The sequence below is a fragment of the Halobacteriovorax sp. RT-2-4 genome (assembly GCF_047085445.1).
Classification (GTDB): domain Bacteria; phylum Bdellovibrionota; class Bacteriovoracia; order Bacteriovoracales; family Bacteriovoracaceae; genus Halobacteriovorax_A.
Genome location: NZ_JBKIXY010000001.1, coordinates 1,257,109 through 1,274,907 on the forward strand (window position 1 = coordinate 1,257,109; position 17,799 = coordinate 1,274,907).

At 35.6% G+C, this 17,799-nt stretch carries 15 protein-coding genes and 1 riboswitch; of the genes, 5 read left to right on the top strand and 10 right to left on the bottom strand.

All coding sequences use genetic code 11. The features are described 5' to 3' along the window. The first annotated feature begins 28 nt into the window (after positions 1 to 28). The gene (gene rlmN, locus ACMAYL_RS05975; RefSeq protein WP_412470866.1) at positions 29 to 1,075 is read left to right on the top strand and encodes a 23S rRNA (adenine(2503)-C(2))-methyltransferase RlmN; all 1,047 of its coding nucleotides are present in this window, start codon (positions 29 to 31) and stop codon (positions 1,073 to 1,075) included. On the opposite strand, the gene ACMAYL_RS05980 is transcribed toward rlmN, so the two are convergent. From ACMAYL_RS05980 to ACMAYL_RS06015, 8 genes are all read right to left on the bottom strand, one after another. Next, positions 1,053 to 2,453 (bottom strand): efflux transporter outer membrane subunit, encoded by a 1,401-nt coding sequence (locus ACMAYL_RS05980; protein WP_412470867.1) that lies wholly within the window; start codon positions 2,451 to 2,453, stop codon positions 1,053 to 1,055. The two genes, rlmN and ACMAYL_RS05980, sit on opposite strands and share 23 nt — an antisense overlap. Further along, positions 2,446 to 5,601, bottom strand: a complete 3,156-nt coding sequence (locus ACMAYL_RS05985; protein WP_412470868.1) for an efflux RND transporter permease subunit — start codon at positions 5,599 to 5,601, stop codon at positions 2,446 to 2,448. The genes ACMAYL_RS05980 and ACMAYL_RS05985 overlap by 8 nt, the downstream gene beginning before the upstream one ends. Before the next feature lie 10 nt (positions 5,602 to 5,611). Further along, entirely contained in the window at positions 5,612 to 6,745 is a 1,134-nt protein-coding gene (locus ACMAYL_RS05990; protein ID WP_412470869.1) for an efflux RND transporter periplasmic adaptor subunit, read from the bottom strand. Between the two features lie 81 nt (positions 6,746 to 6,826). After that, a complete protein-coding gene (locus ACMAYL_RS05995) occupies positions 6,827 to 7,669 on the bottom strand; it encodes a LysR family transcriptional regulator (RefSeq protein WP_103216436.1) in 843 nt (280 codons plus the stop codon). Positions 7,670 to 7,676: 7 nt separating this feature from the next. Then, a complete protein-coding gene (locus tag ACMAYL_RS06000) occupies positions 7,677 to 8,711 on the bottom strand; it encodes an ATP-grasp domain-containing protein (RefSeq protein WP_412462935.1) in 1,035 nt (344 codons plus the stop codon). Next, the gene (locus ACMAYL_RS06005; protein ID WP_103216434.1) at positions 8,708 to 9,715 is read right to left on the bottom strand and encodes a putative zinc-binding metallopeptidase; all 1,008 of its coding nucleotides are present in this window, start codon (positions 9,713 to 9,715) and stop codon (positions 8,708 to 8,710) included. The genes ACMAYL_RS06000 and ACMAYL_RS06005 overlap by 4 nt, the downstream gene beginning before the upstream one ends. An 85-nt stretch (positions 9,716 to 9,800) precedes the next feature. Continuing rightward, entirely contained in the window at positions 9,801 to 10,112 is a 312-nt protein-coding gene (locus tag ACMAYL_RS06010; RefSeq protein ID WP_158246757.1) for a winged helix-turn-helix domain-containing protein, read from the bottom strand. Positions 10,113 to 10,262: 150 nt separating this feature from the next. Then, positions 10,263 to 10,589 carry a winged helix-turn-helix domain-containing protein gene (locus tag ACMAYL_RS06015; RefSeq protein WP_158246756.1) on the bottom strand — a complete coding sequence of 109 codons (327 nt, stop codon included), beginning with the start codon at positions 10,587 to 10,589 and terminating at the stop codon, positions 10,263 to 10,265. 142 nt (positions 10,590 to 10,731) lie between these two features. Here ACMAYL_RS06015 and ACMAYL_RS06020 point away from each other — a divergent pair, with 142 nt between their 5' ends. From ACMAYL_RS06020 to ACMAYL_RS06030, 3 genes are all read left to right on the top strand, one after another. After that, positions 10,732 to 11,316 carry a hypothetical protein gene (locus ACMAYL_RS06020; RefSeq protein ID WP_412470870.1) on the top strand — a complete coding sequence of 195 codons (585 nt, stop codon included), beginning with the start codon at positions 10,732 to 10,734 and terminating at the stop codon, positions 11,314 to 11,316. A gap of 102 nt (positions 11,317 to 11,418) precedes the next feature. After that, positions 11,419 to 11,925: a hypothetical protein gene (locus ACMAYL_RS06025; RefSeq protein ID WP_103216430.1), complete on the top strand. Its 507-nt coding sequence runs from the start codon at positions 11,419 to 11,421 to the stop codon at positions 11,923 to 11,925. Positions 11,926 to 11,996: 71 nt separating this feature from the next. Next, a riboswitch (adenosylcobalamin-variant (AdoCbl-variant) riboswitch) is annotated at positions 11,997 to 12,123 on the top strand. Beyond that, positions 12,079 to 13,854: a TonB-dependent receptor plug domain-containing protein gene (locus ACMAYL_RS06030; protein WP_412469871.1), complete on the top strand. Its 1,776-nt coding sequence runs from the start codon at positions 12,079 to 12,081 to the stop codon at positions 13,852 to 13,854. (Overlaps the previous riboswitch by 45 nt.) On the opposite strand, the gene ACMAYL_RS06035 is transcribed toward ACMAYL_RS06030, so the two are convergent. Both ACMAYL_RS06035 and ACMAYL_RS06040 read right to left on the bottom strand, forming a co-directional pair. Next, positions 13,836 to 14,990, bottom strand: a complete 1,155-nt coding sequence (locus tag ACMAYL_RS06035) for an MFS transporter (RefSeq protein WP_392990974.1) — start codon at positions 14,988 to 14,990, stop codon at positions 13,836 to 13,838. The two genes, ACMAYL_RS06030 and ACMAYL_RS06035, sit on opposite strands and share 19 nt — an antisense overlap. Positions 14,991 to 15,011: 21 nt before the next feature. Continuing rightward, complete coding sequence (locus ACMAYL_RS06040) at positions 15,012 to 17,165, bottom strand: UvrD-helicase domain-containing protein (RefSeq protein WP_412469872.1); 2,154 nt, start codon at positions 17,163 to 17,165, stop codon at positions 15,012 to 15,014. 84 nt (positions 17,166 to 17,249) lie between these two features. Here ACMAYL_RS06040 and ACMAYL_RS06045 point away from each other — a divergent pair, with 84 nt between their 5' ends. Continuing rightward, positions 17,250 to 17,720 (top strand): FKBP-type peptidyl-prolyl cis-trans isomerase, encoded by a 471-nt coding sequence (locus ACMAYL_RS06045; RefSeq protein WP_103216426.1) that lies wholly within the window; start codon positions 17,250 to 17,252, stop codon positions 17,718 to 17,720. Positions 17,721 to 17,799 lie beyond the last annotated feature (79 nt).

Here is a 17,799-nt window from a genome sequence, read left to right on the forward strand (position 1 = left end):
CCACAACGCAATCAGATAATTATGCATTATGACAAAAACAAGCCTATATAATTTAACTTTAGAAAGTTTCCCATATGATGAAGCAAAAATCATGGGAAAGTGGGTCTATAAAAAGTTAAATTTTAATCCTGACACCTGGGAGAATGCTCCACGTGTAGTTAGAGAAAAGGCAAAAGAATATGACCTATCACTGCTAAAAATTCTTTGGCAGGGACTTTCGAAGGACGGAACACGTAAGTTTCTTCTTGGTTTAGGTGATAAGAACTCAATTGAAGCGGTTCTTATTGAAAGTGAAAATGATAAGCGTCTAAGATCGACTCTGTGTATTTCTTCTCAAGTTGGTTGTGCCATTGGTTGTACTTTTTGTCATACGGCCACACAAGGCCTAATAAGACATCTGCAAACATCTGAAATAGTCGGACAATTTTTAACTGTCTCTAAATGGATGCAAGAGAATGTCGATCCAAAATATCAGATTTCTAATATTGTTTTTATGGGTCAAGGTGAACCACTTCATAACTTCGAGAATGTGAAGAAGGCCTGCTATCTATTAACTGATCCACTAGGTATTGCACTAAGTAAGCATAAAGTTACAATTTCAACATCAGGTTTAGTACCAAAGATCAAACAATGGGAAGAACTACCAGATGTGAATGTTGCCATCTCTTTGCATGCAATTAGAAATAATCTACGTAGTGAGCTGATGCCAATTAATAAACGCTACCAAGTTGATGATCTTCTTGAGGCTCTTAGATCAATTCCAGTTAAGAACTCTCGTCGTATAATGTATGAGTACCTCTTAATTAAAGATCTTAATGATACGCAAGAAGATATTGATGGGTTGATAGAAAACCTTCCGAAGAAGGAATCAAAGATTAATATCATCCCATTTAATGAGTATCCTGAAAGTAAGTTTAAACGTCCAAGTAACGAACATATTGAATGGTTTCAAAGATCTCTTCAAGCGGCAGGACTAACATGTACAGTAAGAGAAACTAAGGGTGATGATATTCTAGCAGCTTGTGGTCAACTGAAAACACAATACGAAAAGCTTAATCTTCCTTCTCAGAAGTAGTTTCTTCTTTTAGCTCCCAGCCTCCCCCAAGGGCCTTGTAAAGATTCACATAGGCAATGAGGTTATCTTGTTTGATGCTAATATAGTTTAGTTCACTTTCAAATAATGCCCGCTCACTATCAAGAACCTCTAGAAAACTAGTGACTCCACTATTGTAGCGACTTAGTGATATTTTTTTGGCTTCTCGAAGAGCAAAGACTTGCTCTCTTAAATTTATCGATTCACGATCTATCGTATTAACAGCAACTAAAGAATCTTCAACATCACGGAATGCTCCTAGTACGACTTGTTTATAGGAGTAAAGAACTTGTTTATACTGTGCTTTTTCCACATCAATCAAATCAAGATTCCTTCCCCATTGAAAGAGAGGTCCTATAAGATTAGCACCTAGATTCCAAATCGATTCTCCACCAAATGGATTAAAACTATTATCAGCTCCTCCGGTAATACCTGTTAGGCTAATCGTAGGGAATAAATTTGCTTCGGCCACTCCAATCTGAGCATTTTGTGCTCTTAGTGTTGCTTCAGCTTGAGCAACATCTGGCCTTCTTCTCAATACATCAGAAGGAATTCCAACTGGAATACTAGGAACAATCATTGCCTGTGTAATATCATCAGTAATAGAGATTTTTAGCTGGCCGGGATTATAGCCTAAAAGTATACGGATGAGGTTTTCACTAGCGATTATGGCCCTCTCAAAACGAGGCACTGATGCCTTTGCAAATGATAACTGCGCTTGTGCCTGATTGAGATCAAACTTTGACACCGTTCCTTTGTTAAAGCGTGCCTTTACGATGCGATACGATTCTTCTCTTGTCTTTACTGTCCCTTTTGAAATTTTCAAAGACACTTTATTCTTTAACAATTGAAAATAGGCCGTCGCAATGGCCGCACTAACCTGTAATTTTACAGCATCATAACTATACCTTGAAGAAAGAAGCTGATTTCTAGCGGCTTCATTCGCATTTCTAAGCTTACCCCAGAAGTCAATTTCCCACTGAACAGATGCCGCTAAGAATGATGACTCGACAGAATCCGGATAGACTGTACCTTGCGAATAATTACCTTTTTGAAAACTACCTTGATAATTAAATATAGGATACAAGTCTTTCTTTTTAAAACCATAGAACGCTGCTGCTTCTTCAATTCTGGCCAGTGAAATTTTAATATCAAAATTCTGCTTAAGACCAATTGTAATGAGCTTAGTTAATTGCTTATCATCAAAGACTTCCCACCATTTCTCATTGATTAGGACTTCACCATTGCTATTATCATAACGATATTTAGAAGGAGAAGGCATATCAGGTTTCTTATACTCAGGCCCTACAGCGCAGCTAATGACCGTAATGAAAAAGATAAGAAAAGACGCTCTATTCATCAGATCGCTCCTTTTTCTCATAACCAAATAGCTTACCGATAAAAACAAAGAGCATTGGATATAGAAAGATTCCAATAATGGTAGCGACAGTCATACCTCCAAGTAGTGCCATTCCCATTACTTTTCGAGACTCAGCACCAGTTCCTGTAGCAAAGACAAGAGGCAGGACTCCTAAAATAAAAGAAACTGCTGTCATAAGTATTGGCCTTAGACGTTGTTTTGCTGAGTCCATCGCAGAGTCAAAGAGATTCATTCCCTCTTCTTTAAAATTAATATTTGCAAATTCGACAATTAAGATTGCATTCTTGGCCGCCATGGCGATTAACATAACAAGTGATACTTGCATAAAGACATTATTCTCATAAGTATTACTGAATATTCGAGCAAGATAGACAAAAAGCATTGCTCCGAATATTGCAAAAGGCGTTCCAAGTAGAATACTTAATGGCAAAGACCAACTTTCATATTGCGCAGACAAAATTAAGTAAACAAAGATCAGTGCAAATATAAAAACAATTGCACCTGATCCTTGCGAACGTTTTTCTTGATAAGACATATTTGACCACTCATAACCCATCCCTTCATCTAAGGTTTGTCGAGCGACTTCTTCCATTACCTTTAAGGCCTGTGCGGACGAATAGCCGGCAGCAGGACTCCCAGTAATTTCAATTGAACGATATAAGTTGTAGCGTGTTATATAATCAGGGCCACTGCTTTCTTTTATTGTCACAATTGAAGATAGTGGAATTTTATCCCCGCTTTTATTCACAACATAGAAAGTCGATAACTTTGATCCATCAAGACGATATTGTGGTTCAGCTTGTATATAAGCTTTATATAATTTCCCAAAGCGGTTAAAGTCATTAACATAGGATCCTCCTAAGAAAGCAGAAAGCGTGACATAGATGTCATTGAGACGAATTCCCATTTTCAAGGCCTTTTCACGATTAATCTCAATTAACTTTTGTGGGACTGACGCTTTAAATGTTGTAAAAACTTGCGACAACTCAGGTCTTTTATTGGCAGCCAAGATAAGTTTTTGTGCATTTGAATATAATTTTTCAACTGATGTTCCGAGGCGATCTTGTAACATAAAAGTAAAGCCGGATCCATTACCAAGGCCAGGAATAGCAGGAGGACTTAGCGCAAAGATTTGAGCTTGCGGAAATTTTGTAAAAAAGACTCCATTAGCTTTTCTTACGGCCATATTGAGATCAATACTTCTCGAACTCCAATCCTTCAATTGTGCAATGACAAATGCCGAATTTGTCGACTTAGCACCAGAGAGAATTGAAAAGCCAATAACAGATGTGACAAATTGAATCTCTTCAAATTTCAAAAGTGTATTTTCGACTTTTGAAACAACATCATCTGTTCGTTGTAGAGAAGCGGCTTCAGGTAGTTGCACATTAATGAAGTAGTAGCCCATATCTTCAACTGGAATAAAGCCGGATGGAAGATATTTTCCAATGACACCTATGCAGGCAGTTAGAATTAAAATAAAAATGAAACCTCTCTTAGTTCTCCTTGCAAAGATTTCAGTTAGACTCATATACCCCTTAGAAGAACGATCAAAGCCTTTATTAAATAACCTGAAAAATCCCCCTAAAAGTCCTGTGTATTCTTTACGTTCTTTAAGTAATAAAACACATAGTGCAGGAGAAAGAGTTAGAGCATTCACTGATGAAATACAAACAGATACGGCGATTGTGATAGCAAATTGTTGATAGAGTAATCCTGTTATGCCGGCCATGCCAGCAACAGGAACAAATACTGCCACAAGAACTAAAGTTGTTGCAATGACGGCACCGGTTACTTTCTTTATGGCCTCAGTTGTAGCCGTTTTCACATCCATCCCATTTTCAATATTCACTTGTACTGCTTCAACGACAACAATTGCATCATCAACGACAATACCAATGGCCAAGACGAGACCAAGTAATGACAAGGTATTGATTGAGAAACCTAGAAATGGAAAGAATATAAAAGCCCCAATGAGTGATATGGGAATAGCAATAGTAGGAATTAAAGAGGCACGCCAATCTTGAATGAAGATAAAGACGACAAATATTACAAGTAATAAGGCCACAATTAATGTGATGACAATTTCCTTAATACCAGCAGTAATTGGTAATGTAGAATCATAAGAGACTTGATAATTCATTCCTGGTGGAAATTTTTGACTTAGCTGTCCAATCGTTTCTTTTACTCGGTTTGCAAGTTCTACTCCATTTGCTCCAGGTGCCTGATAGATTGCAATGAGTGCCGATGGATCGGCATTAACCCTAGCAAATGATTCATAATTCTCTACTCCTAACTCGATTCGAGCAACATCACTTAGAAATACTTGAGAACCATTTTCATTCGTTCGAACAACAATCTCACCAAATTCCTCTGGAGTTTGAAGTCGATCCTGCATTTTTACACTATAAGTAAAATCTGTCCCCTTAGGTGCTGGCTCTGCGCCAAACTTACCTCCTGGAACAATTACGTTTTGCTCTCTTACGGCATTTAGTATTTCAGGTACAGTCAGTCCATATTTAGCTAGTAGTTCGGGTTTGATCCAAAACCTCATTGAGTAATCACTCGAACCTAACATATCAACTCGTCCAATTCCTCTAAGCCTTGCAATGACGTCCTTGATATTTAATATTCCATAATTAGAAAGAAATTCTCTAGGGTAACGATTGTTATCACTAGTTAATGTGATAATCATTAATATGGTTGGCAATGATTTTCTTGTATTAACCCCTAAGCGCTTTACTTCTTCAGGTAACTTAGCAGTAGCAGAAGCAACTCTATTTTGCGTAAAAACAGTGTTCATATCAGGGTCACTACCAACTTCAAACGATGTTGAGATATTAATTGTTCCATCATTTGCATTCGTTGATTTCATATAGAGCATATTATCAACACCATTAATCTCTTGTTCGAGAGGAGATGCTACAGAGCTTTCCATATTCATTGCATTTGCACCTGTGTAGGCAGTTGTTACAGAAACGACAGGAGGTGTAATATCAGGATATTGCTCAGTGGCCAGATCGAGAATAGAGATAGCGCCAAGTATGAGAGTAAAAAGAGAGATAACAAATGCAAATATTGGCCGTCTGACAAAGAAGATATGCTTTTTATGATCATTACTATTCATAAGCAGCGCCTTATTCTTGCTTGAATTCTACAGAAGCTTGCATTGGTGCAACTAGCATGCCGTCACGAACTTTTTGTAGACCTTCATAGATGATCATATCGCCATCATCTAAACCATTTAGAATCATCCAGAAGGCACTAATCTTTCGTCCGACTTCTACATTTTTAATTTTAACTTTATTATTTTTATCAACCACGGCAACTTGATAGATCCCTTGTAGCTCAGTAATACATCTTTGTGGAACCAAGATACTATCATTTGAAGTCGCAACTTTGGCCTTAACAGTAGCAAATAGCCCAGGCCTTAAAATCCCATCAGGGTTTGGGAATGTAGATTGAATAAGTATTGTTCCTGTTGATGGGTCCACATTTCTATCCAGGAAATCAATTTTTCCTTTATATGGATATTCAACCCCATTTGCTAGAATAAGAGTTAATTCAATATTTCGAGTACTATTAACACTGGCCTTATCTCTTCTTAATTGAATAACATCTAAATACGTATTTTCAGAAATAAAAAACTCGACTCTAACATTTTCTAGAGAAGAGACGGTATTTAAGTCACTATTATTTGAAGAGCTTCCAACGAGATCCCCTACTTTAAACTTTGTTTTTCCGATGACACCTTTAATCGGAGAATAAACTTTTGTATAACCAAGACGTACCTTAACCGATTCTAAATTAGCTTCTTCTGCTTTTAAGGCGGACTTTGCAGCATTATAACTTGCGATTGCCGCATCAAGATCAGAGCGAGCAACAGCATTTTGTTCAGCAAGTGGACGAACTCTTCGTAGATCATTTCTCGTCTTTACAACTTGGCTTTGTGCTTTTGCAACTCGCCCCATTTGTTCTTGTACAGCGGCCTTATAACTATCAGATTCGATTTCATAAAGTAATTGATCCTTATCAACAAACATTCCTTCACGAAATTTTATCGAACGAATATAGCCTTCTATACGGGCACGTATAATAATATCTTTTTCACCGTATACTTGACCGACAAAGCTATTATAAAGAGAGACAGTTTCAGGTTTTACTTGGTAAACCTCAACGACAGGAGGAGAAAAGTTCACTCTCTCTTTCTGACATGAGATTAGAATACTCAAAACAGAAAGAAGTAAAATTATTTTATACGGATTGCTCACTTGTTACCTCTTTGGTTTCAAATGAGCCTATCGAAAGAACAGCTACTTTCTTAAAGTATGCTTAGTTCAAATTATAGTAAATTAAATTAAAGAGTCTTTAACAAGTGCAAGAATATCCTTAACAAGCAAAGAGTTCTTCTTCTCTACTCGATAAACTAACGCAATTTGGTCCTTAACTATCGGTGAGTTATTTACAGGAACGAGGTTCTTATAATTAGAGGCCACACGACTTGGAAGAAGACCAATACCAAACCCTTCATTTGTGAGCTTGGCAATCACTTCTAAGTTATCGCTTTCAACATGACCATCGATTTCAATCGAGTCATTTTTAAGCTTTCTTAGTAAGTCCTGACTTTGTGCTAATTGAGGATTAAAAATTAATTTATTATTTTTTCTTTTTGGTCGGCTCGACTCAAAAAGCTTAACCTCATCGAGACCCATCTCATTAATAATAAGGTCTGGATGTTTTATAGGATTAACGACAATTCCAAAATCAACTTCAAAATCAATAACTTTTCCAGTAATGATGCGTGAAGAATCGTGAATTAAATTGAAATTTAAACGAGGATACTTCTCGTATATCGAAGGTAGAATATGTGGGAGAGAATATATTGCAACTGAAGGATGAATACCAACCTTGAACTCTCCAATAATTTCTCCACCTTCTTGATTAAAGATATTCTTAGCATCTTGCCAGTCTTGTAAAAGCTTATTTGCACGATGATGAAATTCTTCACCAAATTTAGTAAGTTCAATTCCGCTTTTAAGTCGAATAAAAACAGGAGCACCAAGTTCCTCTTCTAATCTTTTAATTGAATAACTTAATGCCGGTTGTGTTAACCCAAGTTGTTCTGAAGCTCTAGTGACATTCTTAAGCTTGGAAACAATAAGAAAATTTCTTAAGTCATCTAATTTCAAAGACATTCGATACCTACTTTATTAATTCATTAATTAATTTTTTATAATCCATTCCTGCTAATTTTGCGGCCATGGCAAATTCATCTTTTGTTGCGACATTTGGATTGGGGTTGGCTTCAATTATATAAGGAATACCTTCTGGACATACTCGCAAATCAATTCGTGCATAACCTGTTAGCTCTAATACTTTATAAGTTCTTTTACAAATTTTTATAATCTTATCTTCCAGCTCTTTTGTTATCTTAGCTTTTCCAGTCTCAATACCTTTATCCTGTCTATATTTAAGACTCCATTTAGCTTTTTCAGAGTAAAGCTTAGCAAGTGGATTATCGATATTATTAAAAGCAAGCTCTAAGATGGGAAGAACCTTCAGTCTTTTTGCTCCCATTACTCCAACGAAGAACTCACGACCTTCGATAAATTCTTCAATAATTACATCTTCCTCATATTTATCCATAAGATAAATAATGCGCTCAATTGCCTTTTCAGGAGATTTAACTATAGATGCCGAACTAATTCCAAGAGATGCATCTTGATAGAGGCATTTTACAATTAATGGATACTTTAATTTCTTCGATATTTTCGTAACTTTGGCTTTTGAGCGGCTTGTGAAAACCTGAAACCCAGGTGTCTTAATCCTGTGGTACGAAAGAAGTTTTTTGGCCAACGCCTTATCTCTTGCTATCATGAGCCCGCGTGGATTGGCCCCTGTATATTTAACTTTCAGTAATTCAAGGTAAGAAACAACGTTTTGATCAAAGAGTACTTTTCCATCAAATTCCTCTAAGAGATTAAACACAACGTGTGGCCTAAACTCTTCAATGGCCTCTCTTAATGGCATAAGATCAGAGTAGACACCAACGATATTAACTTCATGACCTATTTCTTTTAGTGTTGAAATAACATTATATTCCGTAATCCACGGTTTAAATTCAAAGTCGTCTTTTTTCTTATCTTCTTTAGATATATCAGCTGGAGGAATGAGATCAGAATGAACAAGAACTAACACTCTTTTCTTTCTTTTATGACTTTTTTCTTTCTGGCTCACATGACTATCCTGTCGCGCCCCTCTCTAAAGTATTTATCAGCATGCGATAACACAATATTTTGTATGATTTGAGGGCCATACTTATTTGGAATCATAAGCTTTTTAGAACTTGAGATACTTTCCAAATCATTTACAACAGATTCTATTTTATATTGATATTCTTTTGTCAGCAAGGATATATCCCTAACGAGCTCTCTCCTTAAACCACCGATTACTTTATCTAGCTCTATTCCTGTCGTTTCATTATGGATAAGGTACTTTTGAATATGATGTATACTACGACGTGCTTGAGAGCTTTTACGTAATTTCTTTCTTTTAAGCTTAAGATACTCTCTTACTGTTAATTCACTTTCTTCAATACTATCAATCTCTTTATAACAAATGACGTTTGGCTTTTTATTACTTAAGGCCTTCATCATATTATCAACATACTTTAATTTTTTAAGAGCAGGCCAATTTTCATAGACTCGTTTCCAATTAGAACGTGGAGTTAGCCATACTGAAAATGTTTCAGCAAAATCTTCTTCTGGATGAGCTTGTGCATAGTTGTCTTCGAGATGGTACACAAACTTCTTTGAGAACTTCTTGGGTTCATAAAAAGTAGGATATGCGATTTCATGATCGCCAAAGATTGATTTTCTCTGTTTGTCGTCTTTTAGAAAATATGCATTATCCATGACATGACCACATTCATGTCTCAAAAGCTTCATGAACCAGTCATGAGTCTCCCCCTCACAAGCACCTGTAAATTCTTTTTCTAATTCAATTAGTTTTGGATGCATGAGGGTGAAAGGAACGGCAATGCCAGAGATTGAATCTGGACAAAACCACTCGTCACTTAGCCAAACTTTTGGCTTTACGAGTAATTTCTTTGCCGAGAGCTCGCCAGTAAGTTGATCTAAACAAGGAGCAAATTTACTTTTTTCAAAGCAAATATCAAGCTCCCACAACTGAGCGTTGAGAATGTCTTCACGACAAGCGAGGTCCAAATTCAATTTAATCATATTAATCTCTTCAAAGTAGTGGCGATTATAGCCCTAACCAGAAGAAATTAAAGAGATTTTAGCGACCTATGAATTATTTATCAGTTCATAAGTCGTTTATACAAACTTGGCCGTTGCGATTGATTTTTATTTTAAAATCAACGCCTTTAATCTTTGCACGAATATGAGATAAATGCGTGTTAATTGTCTTGTTTGTAACAACAACAGGGCCCCATGTACCAAGAACTAGCTCTTCTAATGTATAGATTCGCTTTTGACTTGAAATTAAGAAATTTAAAACTTTGAATTCTGTCTTAGTTAATGAAACCTCTCCATCATCAACAAAGACTGTCTTTGTGTTGGTGTTGATTCGTAAATTACGAAATCCGATCCACTCATTTTGAAAAACAAATGACATATTTCTTTTCTCCTCCCCCCTCATTTATTTACCTTAAGGGCAAGTGAGATATTACACAAGCTGTAAAATCAACAAGTTACGAATCTTATCGCTACTAATTAAAATAAGTTTGTTTAGGCTAACAATTTTAGCCATTTGACGCTTTATTCTTTAGAGATCGTGCAAACAGATTTGATTATTTCGATTAATTCTTATTCTAAAGTCAACGCCTTTTGTTTTATGACGAAGATGAGTTAAGTGAGTATTGACAGTTTTATTTGCCACTTCCACATCACCCCAAATATATTCAACTAGTTGCTCACGCGGATAGATTCTTTTTCCGCCACTTAATAAGAAATATAGTATTTTATATTCCGTCTTTGTTAATTCGATTTTGCGATCATCCACTAGAGCAAAACGATTTTGTGGATCGAGAGTTAAATTTCGAAAACTAAGTTGCTTTTCACCCGTGGCCTTGTCATTGTCATAAGCGTGCATATTCATTCTCCTCTAAAACTGTAGTTGAGAGAATTTTATTCCATTGAACAAGTCCATGTTTTTGAGGTAAAAAAAGACACATAAAGAATATTCAGTTATTAATTTATATTAAATATTATTAATCAAAAGATAAGAGAGTTTGATGGAAAACAAGAAGGCACTTTTTTGGAGTGGTGGGCTTAGCTCACTAAGTTGCTTAAAACTTTTAATAAAAGAAGGCACAAGCAAAAGTGATATTGTTCTCATTACTCTACTTTCAAAAGAAGGTAATGAAGTTGGCCATACTGGTATACCAGAGGAAATCATATCTCTTCAAGCCAGGTATATGGGCATCAAGCTTGTCAGGCTCTACAATGATGAAATAAGTTCTAAGGTCTTAAATAAATTGAGTGAACAGGGTTACAATTTTTATAGTGGCCAAAGAAATGATAAATTTTCAAAAAATCCTATTATTGCAAATCTAAAAATAAATACACCATTTCTCGGTTTATCTTATACAAAGCTTCTTGAAGATCAAATTAATCGAGCAATTTTAACAAGTGTGGATAGAGAAGATCATCAACGTTTTCTAGGAAAAGAACTTAAAGATATTGAGATAAATTTTGATGAGATGGATATTGATACTTTTGTTGTTTTTGACCCACTCATGAGAATTCGTATTCCTTTTTCTAAAAATATCATTATCGAAAAAGATAACCACTTTATTTGTAAAATAAGAAATGTCTAATGCCAAAGTATCATCAGAGACTTTGAAATTTCTTTAACATTACTATCATACTTGCTTGCCCCTTCAGTCATATAATCGTTAGTGATCATATTTGGAGGTCTTATGAAGAATAAAAGAAAATTCTTATTTGTAGGTGCGCGAATACTTATGGGAGCCACCCTACTTTTGGGAGGAGTTACTCCAGGACTTGGCTTACTTACAGAATCTCAATACACACCTGAAGCGTTAGCTTTCATTAATTCGCTTCAAGACACCGGATATTTATACTACATGATTAAAACACTTGAGATTGTCTTAGGTACAATGTTCTTGTTAAACTTATTTGTTCCACTAACCGCTGTTATCGCTGCACCATTAGTAATTAACATTTTATTCTTTGAGCTTTTTCTTTGTAATTCATATTTAATTGCACCGATTATTCTCATCGCTTGCGAACTTATTGTTTACCGCGAACATCGAAAATTATTTAATTGGCTATTTAAATACCAGATTCATACACACACGAATGATCTCGATGCACCAGATATGATAATTCTATCTGATTTAAAAGAGAAAGATCCAAAGATGTACCAGAACGTTGTTGATTCTCAGTATTATCATAATATTTAAAACAAATATTGAGTTGGCCCGTTATCTGTTTAATTGACAGATAATGGGCTTCTTGTAACTATCTTCCTAAATAATTTATAAAGATAAAGGTGAACTCTGTGAAATTCAGAGACTGTCCCGCAACGGTTAGAGTCCGAGCCCTTCAATTTTATTATGTCTCGGAGGAAGATCATAAAAACACTACTTTATTACGCCACTGCATTCTTACCATTAACATCAATTGCACAGATTACAATTAAGGCCACAAAGCTCGACACAAGTTCAGAAAGAATAACGAGTGCTGTTACTGTAATCACTCGTGAAGAAATTGAAAACACTGATGCCACAACACTTCAACAGCTCTTACAAAGTAAAGCAGCTATCTTTATTGGCCAGACAGGTCAAATTGGATCTGCTTCTAGTCTTCGACTACGTGGGTTGCCTAGCGGTTTCTCAAAAGTTCTCATCGACAATATTGAACTAACTGATCCTACTGATATCAATAATTCATATCAGATTAATCATCTTAATCTGGATAATATTGAGAGTATTGAAATTCTAAAAGGTAGTCAGTCAATTCTATACGGATCAAATGCCATTGGTGGTGTTTTAAAGATCAATACAAAGAAAGGTATAAAGAGCTCTAGTGTTAGAGCTGAGTATGGAAGTTATAATACGGCAAAGCTTGCGGCCCAATCGAGTGGTCACATGGAAAGGCTTAGTTACGGTGTTAATTTTTCATATCTTCAATCAGATGGATATTCTTCAGTAAATGAAGATCGATTAACAAATGCTGAAGATGACTCTTATAAGAACCTAAGCTTCTCATTAAACACGAGCTATCTAATAAGTAATCAAATGGAACTAAACTACCAAGGTCAGTTCATTGATTCAGAAATCGAAATTGATGGCTTCAATTTTGTTCCACCATTTAACCCTATTGATGTGGCAGACAATGATCTAAATAAGTACAAGCAGTACAATAACTATCTGGGGCTTCGCTATAATAGCTCAGATGAGAGATTCAGCCTTACTCCAAGCATTAGGTATTCGACAATTAGAAGAGAGGATCCTCAAGGCTTCACTCCACTATTTCGCGGTGAAGAAACTGATGTAAAGCTAGATGCCACTTATGAATTCTCTAAGAGCTTAAATTCATTCTACGGTATCCAATATCTCAAACAAGATGACTTAACACTTGGAAACTATAGTGAGCTCTTCTCTGTTTATACAACTTTCAATTACGCTTACAAGAACTGGTTTTCAGATCTAGGTGTACGCTTTGATAAATTCTCAACTTTTGATTTAAATACTATCGCTAGTATTGGCCTTGGTTATAACTTCACAAGAGAACTTTCTCTAAAGGGTCATTTCTCTGGTGGATATAAACTTCCAACTCTTTATCAGATAGCAAATCAACTAGAAAATTTAGATCCAACAGACAGTATTAATAGCGAACTAACGCTCTCTTATAAGAAAATCACATATCAAGTTGAACTTACACTATTCAACTATGATTTAAAGAACCAAATTGACTACGATGCAATCAATATGGGTTATCTAAATATTGCAAAATCTGAGATTCAGGGTATTGAATTTAACTTTAATCAAGAGTTTCAAAACTCATTTACACTCGCAACTTCTTTAACAATTCAGAAAGCGACAAATAAGGTTACTAATTTGGATCTTGCTAGAACACCAAAGGCACTTGCAAGTGTAGAGTTAGGATACAGAATAAACGATTCTCAAAGAATTACAAACTGGTGGCAATATGTAGGAAAACGAGAAGACTTTGGAAGTATGCCTTCTTATGTAATCGGAAATCTTAACTATGAATATCAGAACTTTAATTTCAAAATCATTAATATCCTCGACAAGGATTATGAAAATATTCGTTACTACGGAACGATGGCACGTAGTTATTTCCTAGGCTACAAGCTCGACTTCTGATGATATTTCTTTACCATCGCAATAGCGATGGTAAAGAATATTATTGATCCAATATTTAAAAAGTAGAAGAAATTAATCGCATCCTTTGCGCCAAAATTGTCAGCAATAACACCAAAAACAAAGTGCATAATAGCAATACTTACTCCGATATAACTCATCGTCTGGGCCAATACCACGTGATTCTTTTTTGGAAAGTTATTTGAAACCCAATCAACGATAACAGGAAAACAAAAAGACATGAACAAGGCCGTCATTGGATAAAAGATATGGTGAAATTGTCCTAAACTAAAACATATCAAGCTTGTTAATAATGAAATGTAGATTAACTTATTCGATGATAATTTAATATTTAAGAAGGCAAAGCCTAGCCTTCCTAACATAAGAAATAAAAAGAAGTAAGACAGATAATTATTAGCGTTAATATCTGAATAATTATGAGCTTCAACAAGATAGAATTTCAATCGAGAAGAGAGCATGATTTCAGATGCAACATAGAAACCAGCAAATAAACCAATCATCAAATTCATTAAAAAAGCATTTGGCATTGAACCATCGTTCTCTTTTATTTCGTCATGATGAGTGTCTTCAATAAAGAAAGAATAAATAAATACTAATGCACATGGTATTAATAAGAATTTAAAGAAGTGAATCCAATCAGAATTTAAGAAATAAAATAGGGAAAGAATTTGTGGGGCCAATAAAGAGGCTACACCGTAGACACCGTGAAGTCCTGATAAGTAGCGCCTTTTATGTTCTGAAGGTGCACCATTATCAACCATGAAATTCATGGTGATACCAGTAATACCGAAACCGAATCCGGCCCACGCACCAAAGAAGAGACTCAAGTCAAAATTTAAAAAGTCTCCACCTAGTCCAATTCCAAACGTCCCTATCCCCATCATAACCATGGCCATTCGAGTTGCTCTCACAGGGCCAAAACTCGGAAGCCAAAATGAAGTAGTAAGGTATGCAATGAAAGAAGTTATGGACATCAAAGAGAATATCAATGAACCTTTATCAGGTCTGATTTGAAAATATTGTAAAAGCTCAGGATAAACACTACCGCGTCCATTATCAATAAGGCTTAAGGCCACAAGTGATAAGTATCCTAAAGAGACATAACCAAAATTTTTCAAATCAACTTCCTTCTAAATCAATTAAGCAATTAGTGACTTATCTTTGAATAGAATCCAAAGCTGATGAATTGCTCTAGTTGCAGCAAGGTGCAGTCTTTTTCTTGCAGTATTATTAACTGGATAAACATCCTTATCACAGTCAGGAATAATAACGTAATCAAACTCAAGACCTCTAATTTGCTCAACTGTTGTCACATCTACACCTGGTCTCAACGAAAAGTTCTCATCAAGTACAAGTCTAATGCTTCCAACTTCTTCAATCTCTGAGTATAGCTCTCTTGCAATACTTTCTTTCGAACAAATAATAGCAATTGAAGCTTTCGGTTCACGGTTCATTAGTTCTACAAGTGCACTACTGATGAGCATTGAAGCATGCTCAAGGTGCTGCACAGACGTTTCAATGATCGGTCCTCCATCTCTTTTCGATTCAGGAAGCTCTTTTGGAGCCAATGGCCCAAGAACATTATGTGCAAAAGAAACAATTTCTTTTGGAGAACGATATGAAACATTAAGTTCTTCAACTTGCATATCATCCACATCAAGCTCAAGTGTATGACAAACATCGTGCCATGAAGTGAATTCAAAAGTGCTATCAATTTGTTGAACACTATCTCCTGCAATCGTGAAGTTTCCTTCTTGATGTTTAATTTGCCCAAGCATAATTAGTTCTGATTTTGAAAGCTCTTGTGCCTCGTCTAAGAAGATATGGCGATACGATTTAAACTCACGTCCAAAGTAGCGAAGGTGACCAAATTGCTTAACAATTAAGTAATTAAATAGTGGAAGATCATACTTATCAACAAATCCTGAAACATCTTGTCCATGATTTGCATAATCCGAATCTTTATCTAGTCCTTGAATTTGTTTGGCCGTATAAAATTTTAAATCATTTAACATGTGAGTCGTTACCATACGATTTGTCATCTCAGGTAGCCTCTCCATACGCTTTGAATCAGAAAAGATATTAAGTAATTCTTCTCTTACATTTTTAAAGCCATTTAAAATCTTTTTCACTTCAACTTTTAAAACAGAGTCACGTGTATTTTCATAAAGGTTCTTAACACGAACATAAAGTGGACGAGTGCGATCTTTAGTAAAAAACTCAAGGTCTGTCCCTTTAAGCTTCTTTTCAATATTTAATTCTTTTTCTGCTAAGTACTCATCAATAAGCTTTAGTAGCTTTGGATTTCTTTTTATTGTAACGATTGAATCAAGAGGATTATCTTCGATCTTCTTAGGAACCGAGCGCATATTTTGGAAGACAATCTTTTTAATTAGATCATCAAGAGTCGATACACGTACTTTTTCAAGTTGTGATTCAATTAAGAGTTTCTTTGATAATTTCACAAGTCCGTTATTTGGAACGATTACCATAACTTCTTCTTGGCGAATTCCATCTTCACGACAAAGCTTTGCAATTCGATATAAAGCAACTGTCGTCTTACCACTACCAGCACCACCTGTAATAAGAAGAGGTTTTTTAGCACTTTGATTAACGAGATCGTACTGAGTCTTATCAAGTAGAGAAATAACTTCTGGCCCATCAAATCCAGTGCGTCCACTACCAAGACTCTGGTTAGCACTCCCTTCTCCACCAGCAAGTTTTTGTGTTGATTCACTTAAAGAAATCCATTCTCTATCTCTTAGAACATTTGTGTTTCCTTCTCGATCAATTCGCACAAGTTGCTTGTCTCTAACAGTTAGGATTGATTTTTCTAATATATGCCCTTCGATAATTCGATCATCTAAGTCGAAATCAAAATCATCCCCCTCACCAAATTGATAGAAGATTCTCGCCATCGGTGACTTTTTCCAGTCAATAATTTTAAACTTTAACTCTTTATGTGAAAAAGGCGTATGCCCAATAAGAAAGTCTTTTAACTTTCCATTTTGTTCAATCTTAAAATGACCAAAGAACGGCGACTCTGCATTAGGTAAACTCTGGTGTTGCTCATAACGATCTGCTAATTGATTAAGAAGGTTCATTTGCTGGATAATTCCAGGAAGGTCATCTTCCTTACAATTAAGAGATTCATCTCTAAGGGCCTTAATATTCGCTGCAATATCGGCTAATGCTGCAGCATTCAAATCTGGAACTCTATTAATTAAATCAACAGTTTGCGCAAGGAAATCATTGATCTTTTGGATATATTCTTGATTTACTAATTCACTCATTCTTTATTTGCCTTTAATCATCTAGCTTGTTAGTGTTGACCTTTAATTTTTTATATTAATAATCAACAATTAGAGGGCCCTATTATGCCAAAAGTTATCGGATTTCACTACACATTAACGAACTCAAAGAACGAAGTTTTAGACAATTCTGCTGAACATGGTCCACTAGTTTTCTTAGAAGGTGTTGGTCAGATCATCCCAGGTCTTGAAAAAGAAATCGTAGCAATGAATGTTGGTGATAAGAAAGTTATCAATGTACCTGCTGCTGACGCATACGGTAATATAAATGATGAACTAGTTATTACTGTGCAACGCTCACAATTCCCAGAGGATGCACAACTTAATATTGGTGACGTATTCCAAGTTAACCAAGACCAAGGACTTCCTCCATTTGCAGTTATTGCAATTGAAGGCGATGAAATTACTTTAGATGGTAACCACCCACTTGCAGGTGAAGACCTAAACTTTGATATTGAAATCACTGAAGTAAGAGAAGCAACAGAAACAGAACTTGCTCATGGACATGCTCATGGACAAGGTGGATGTGGCCACTAATCAATCTTTACCTTTTTTAAGTTAGAATATCGCATAGAACCTTACTAAAATTAATTTATCGATTATTGATTTGAGTGAG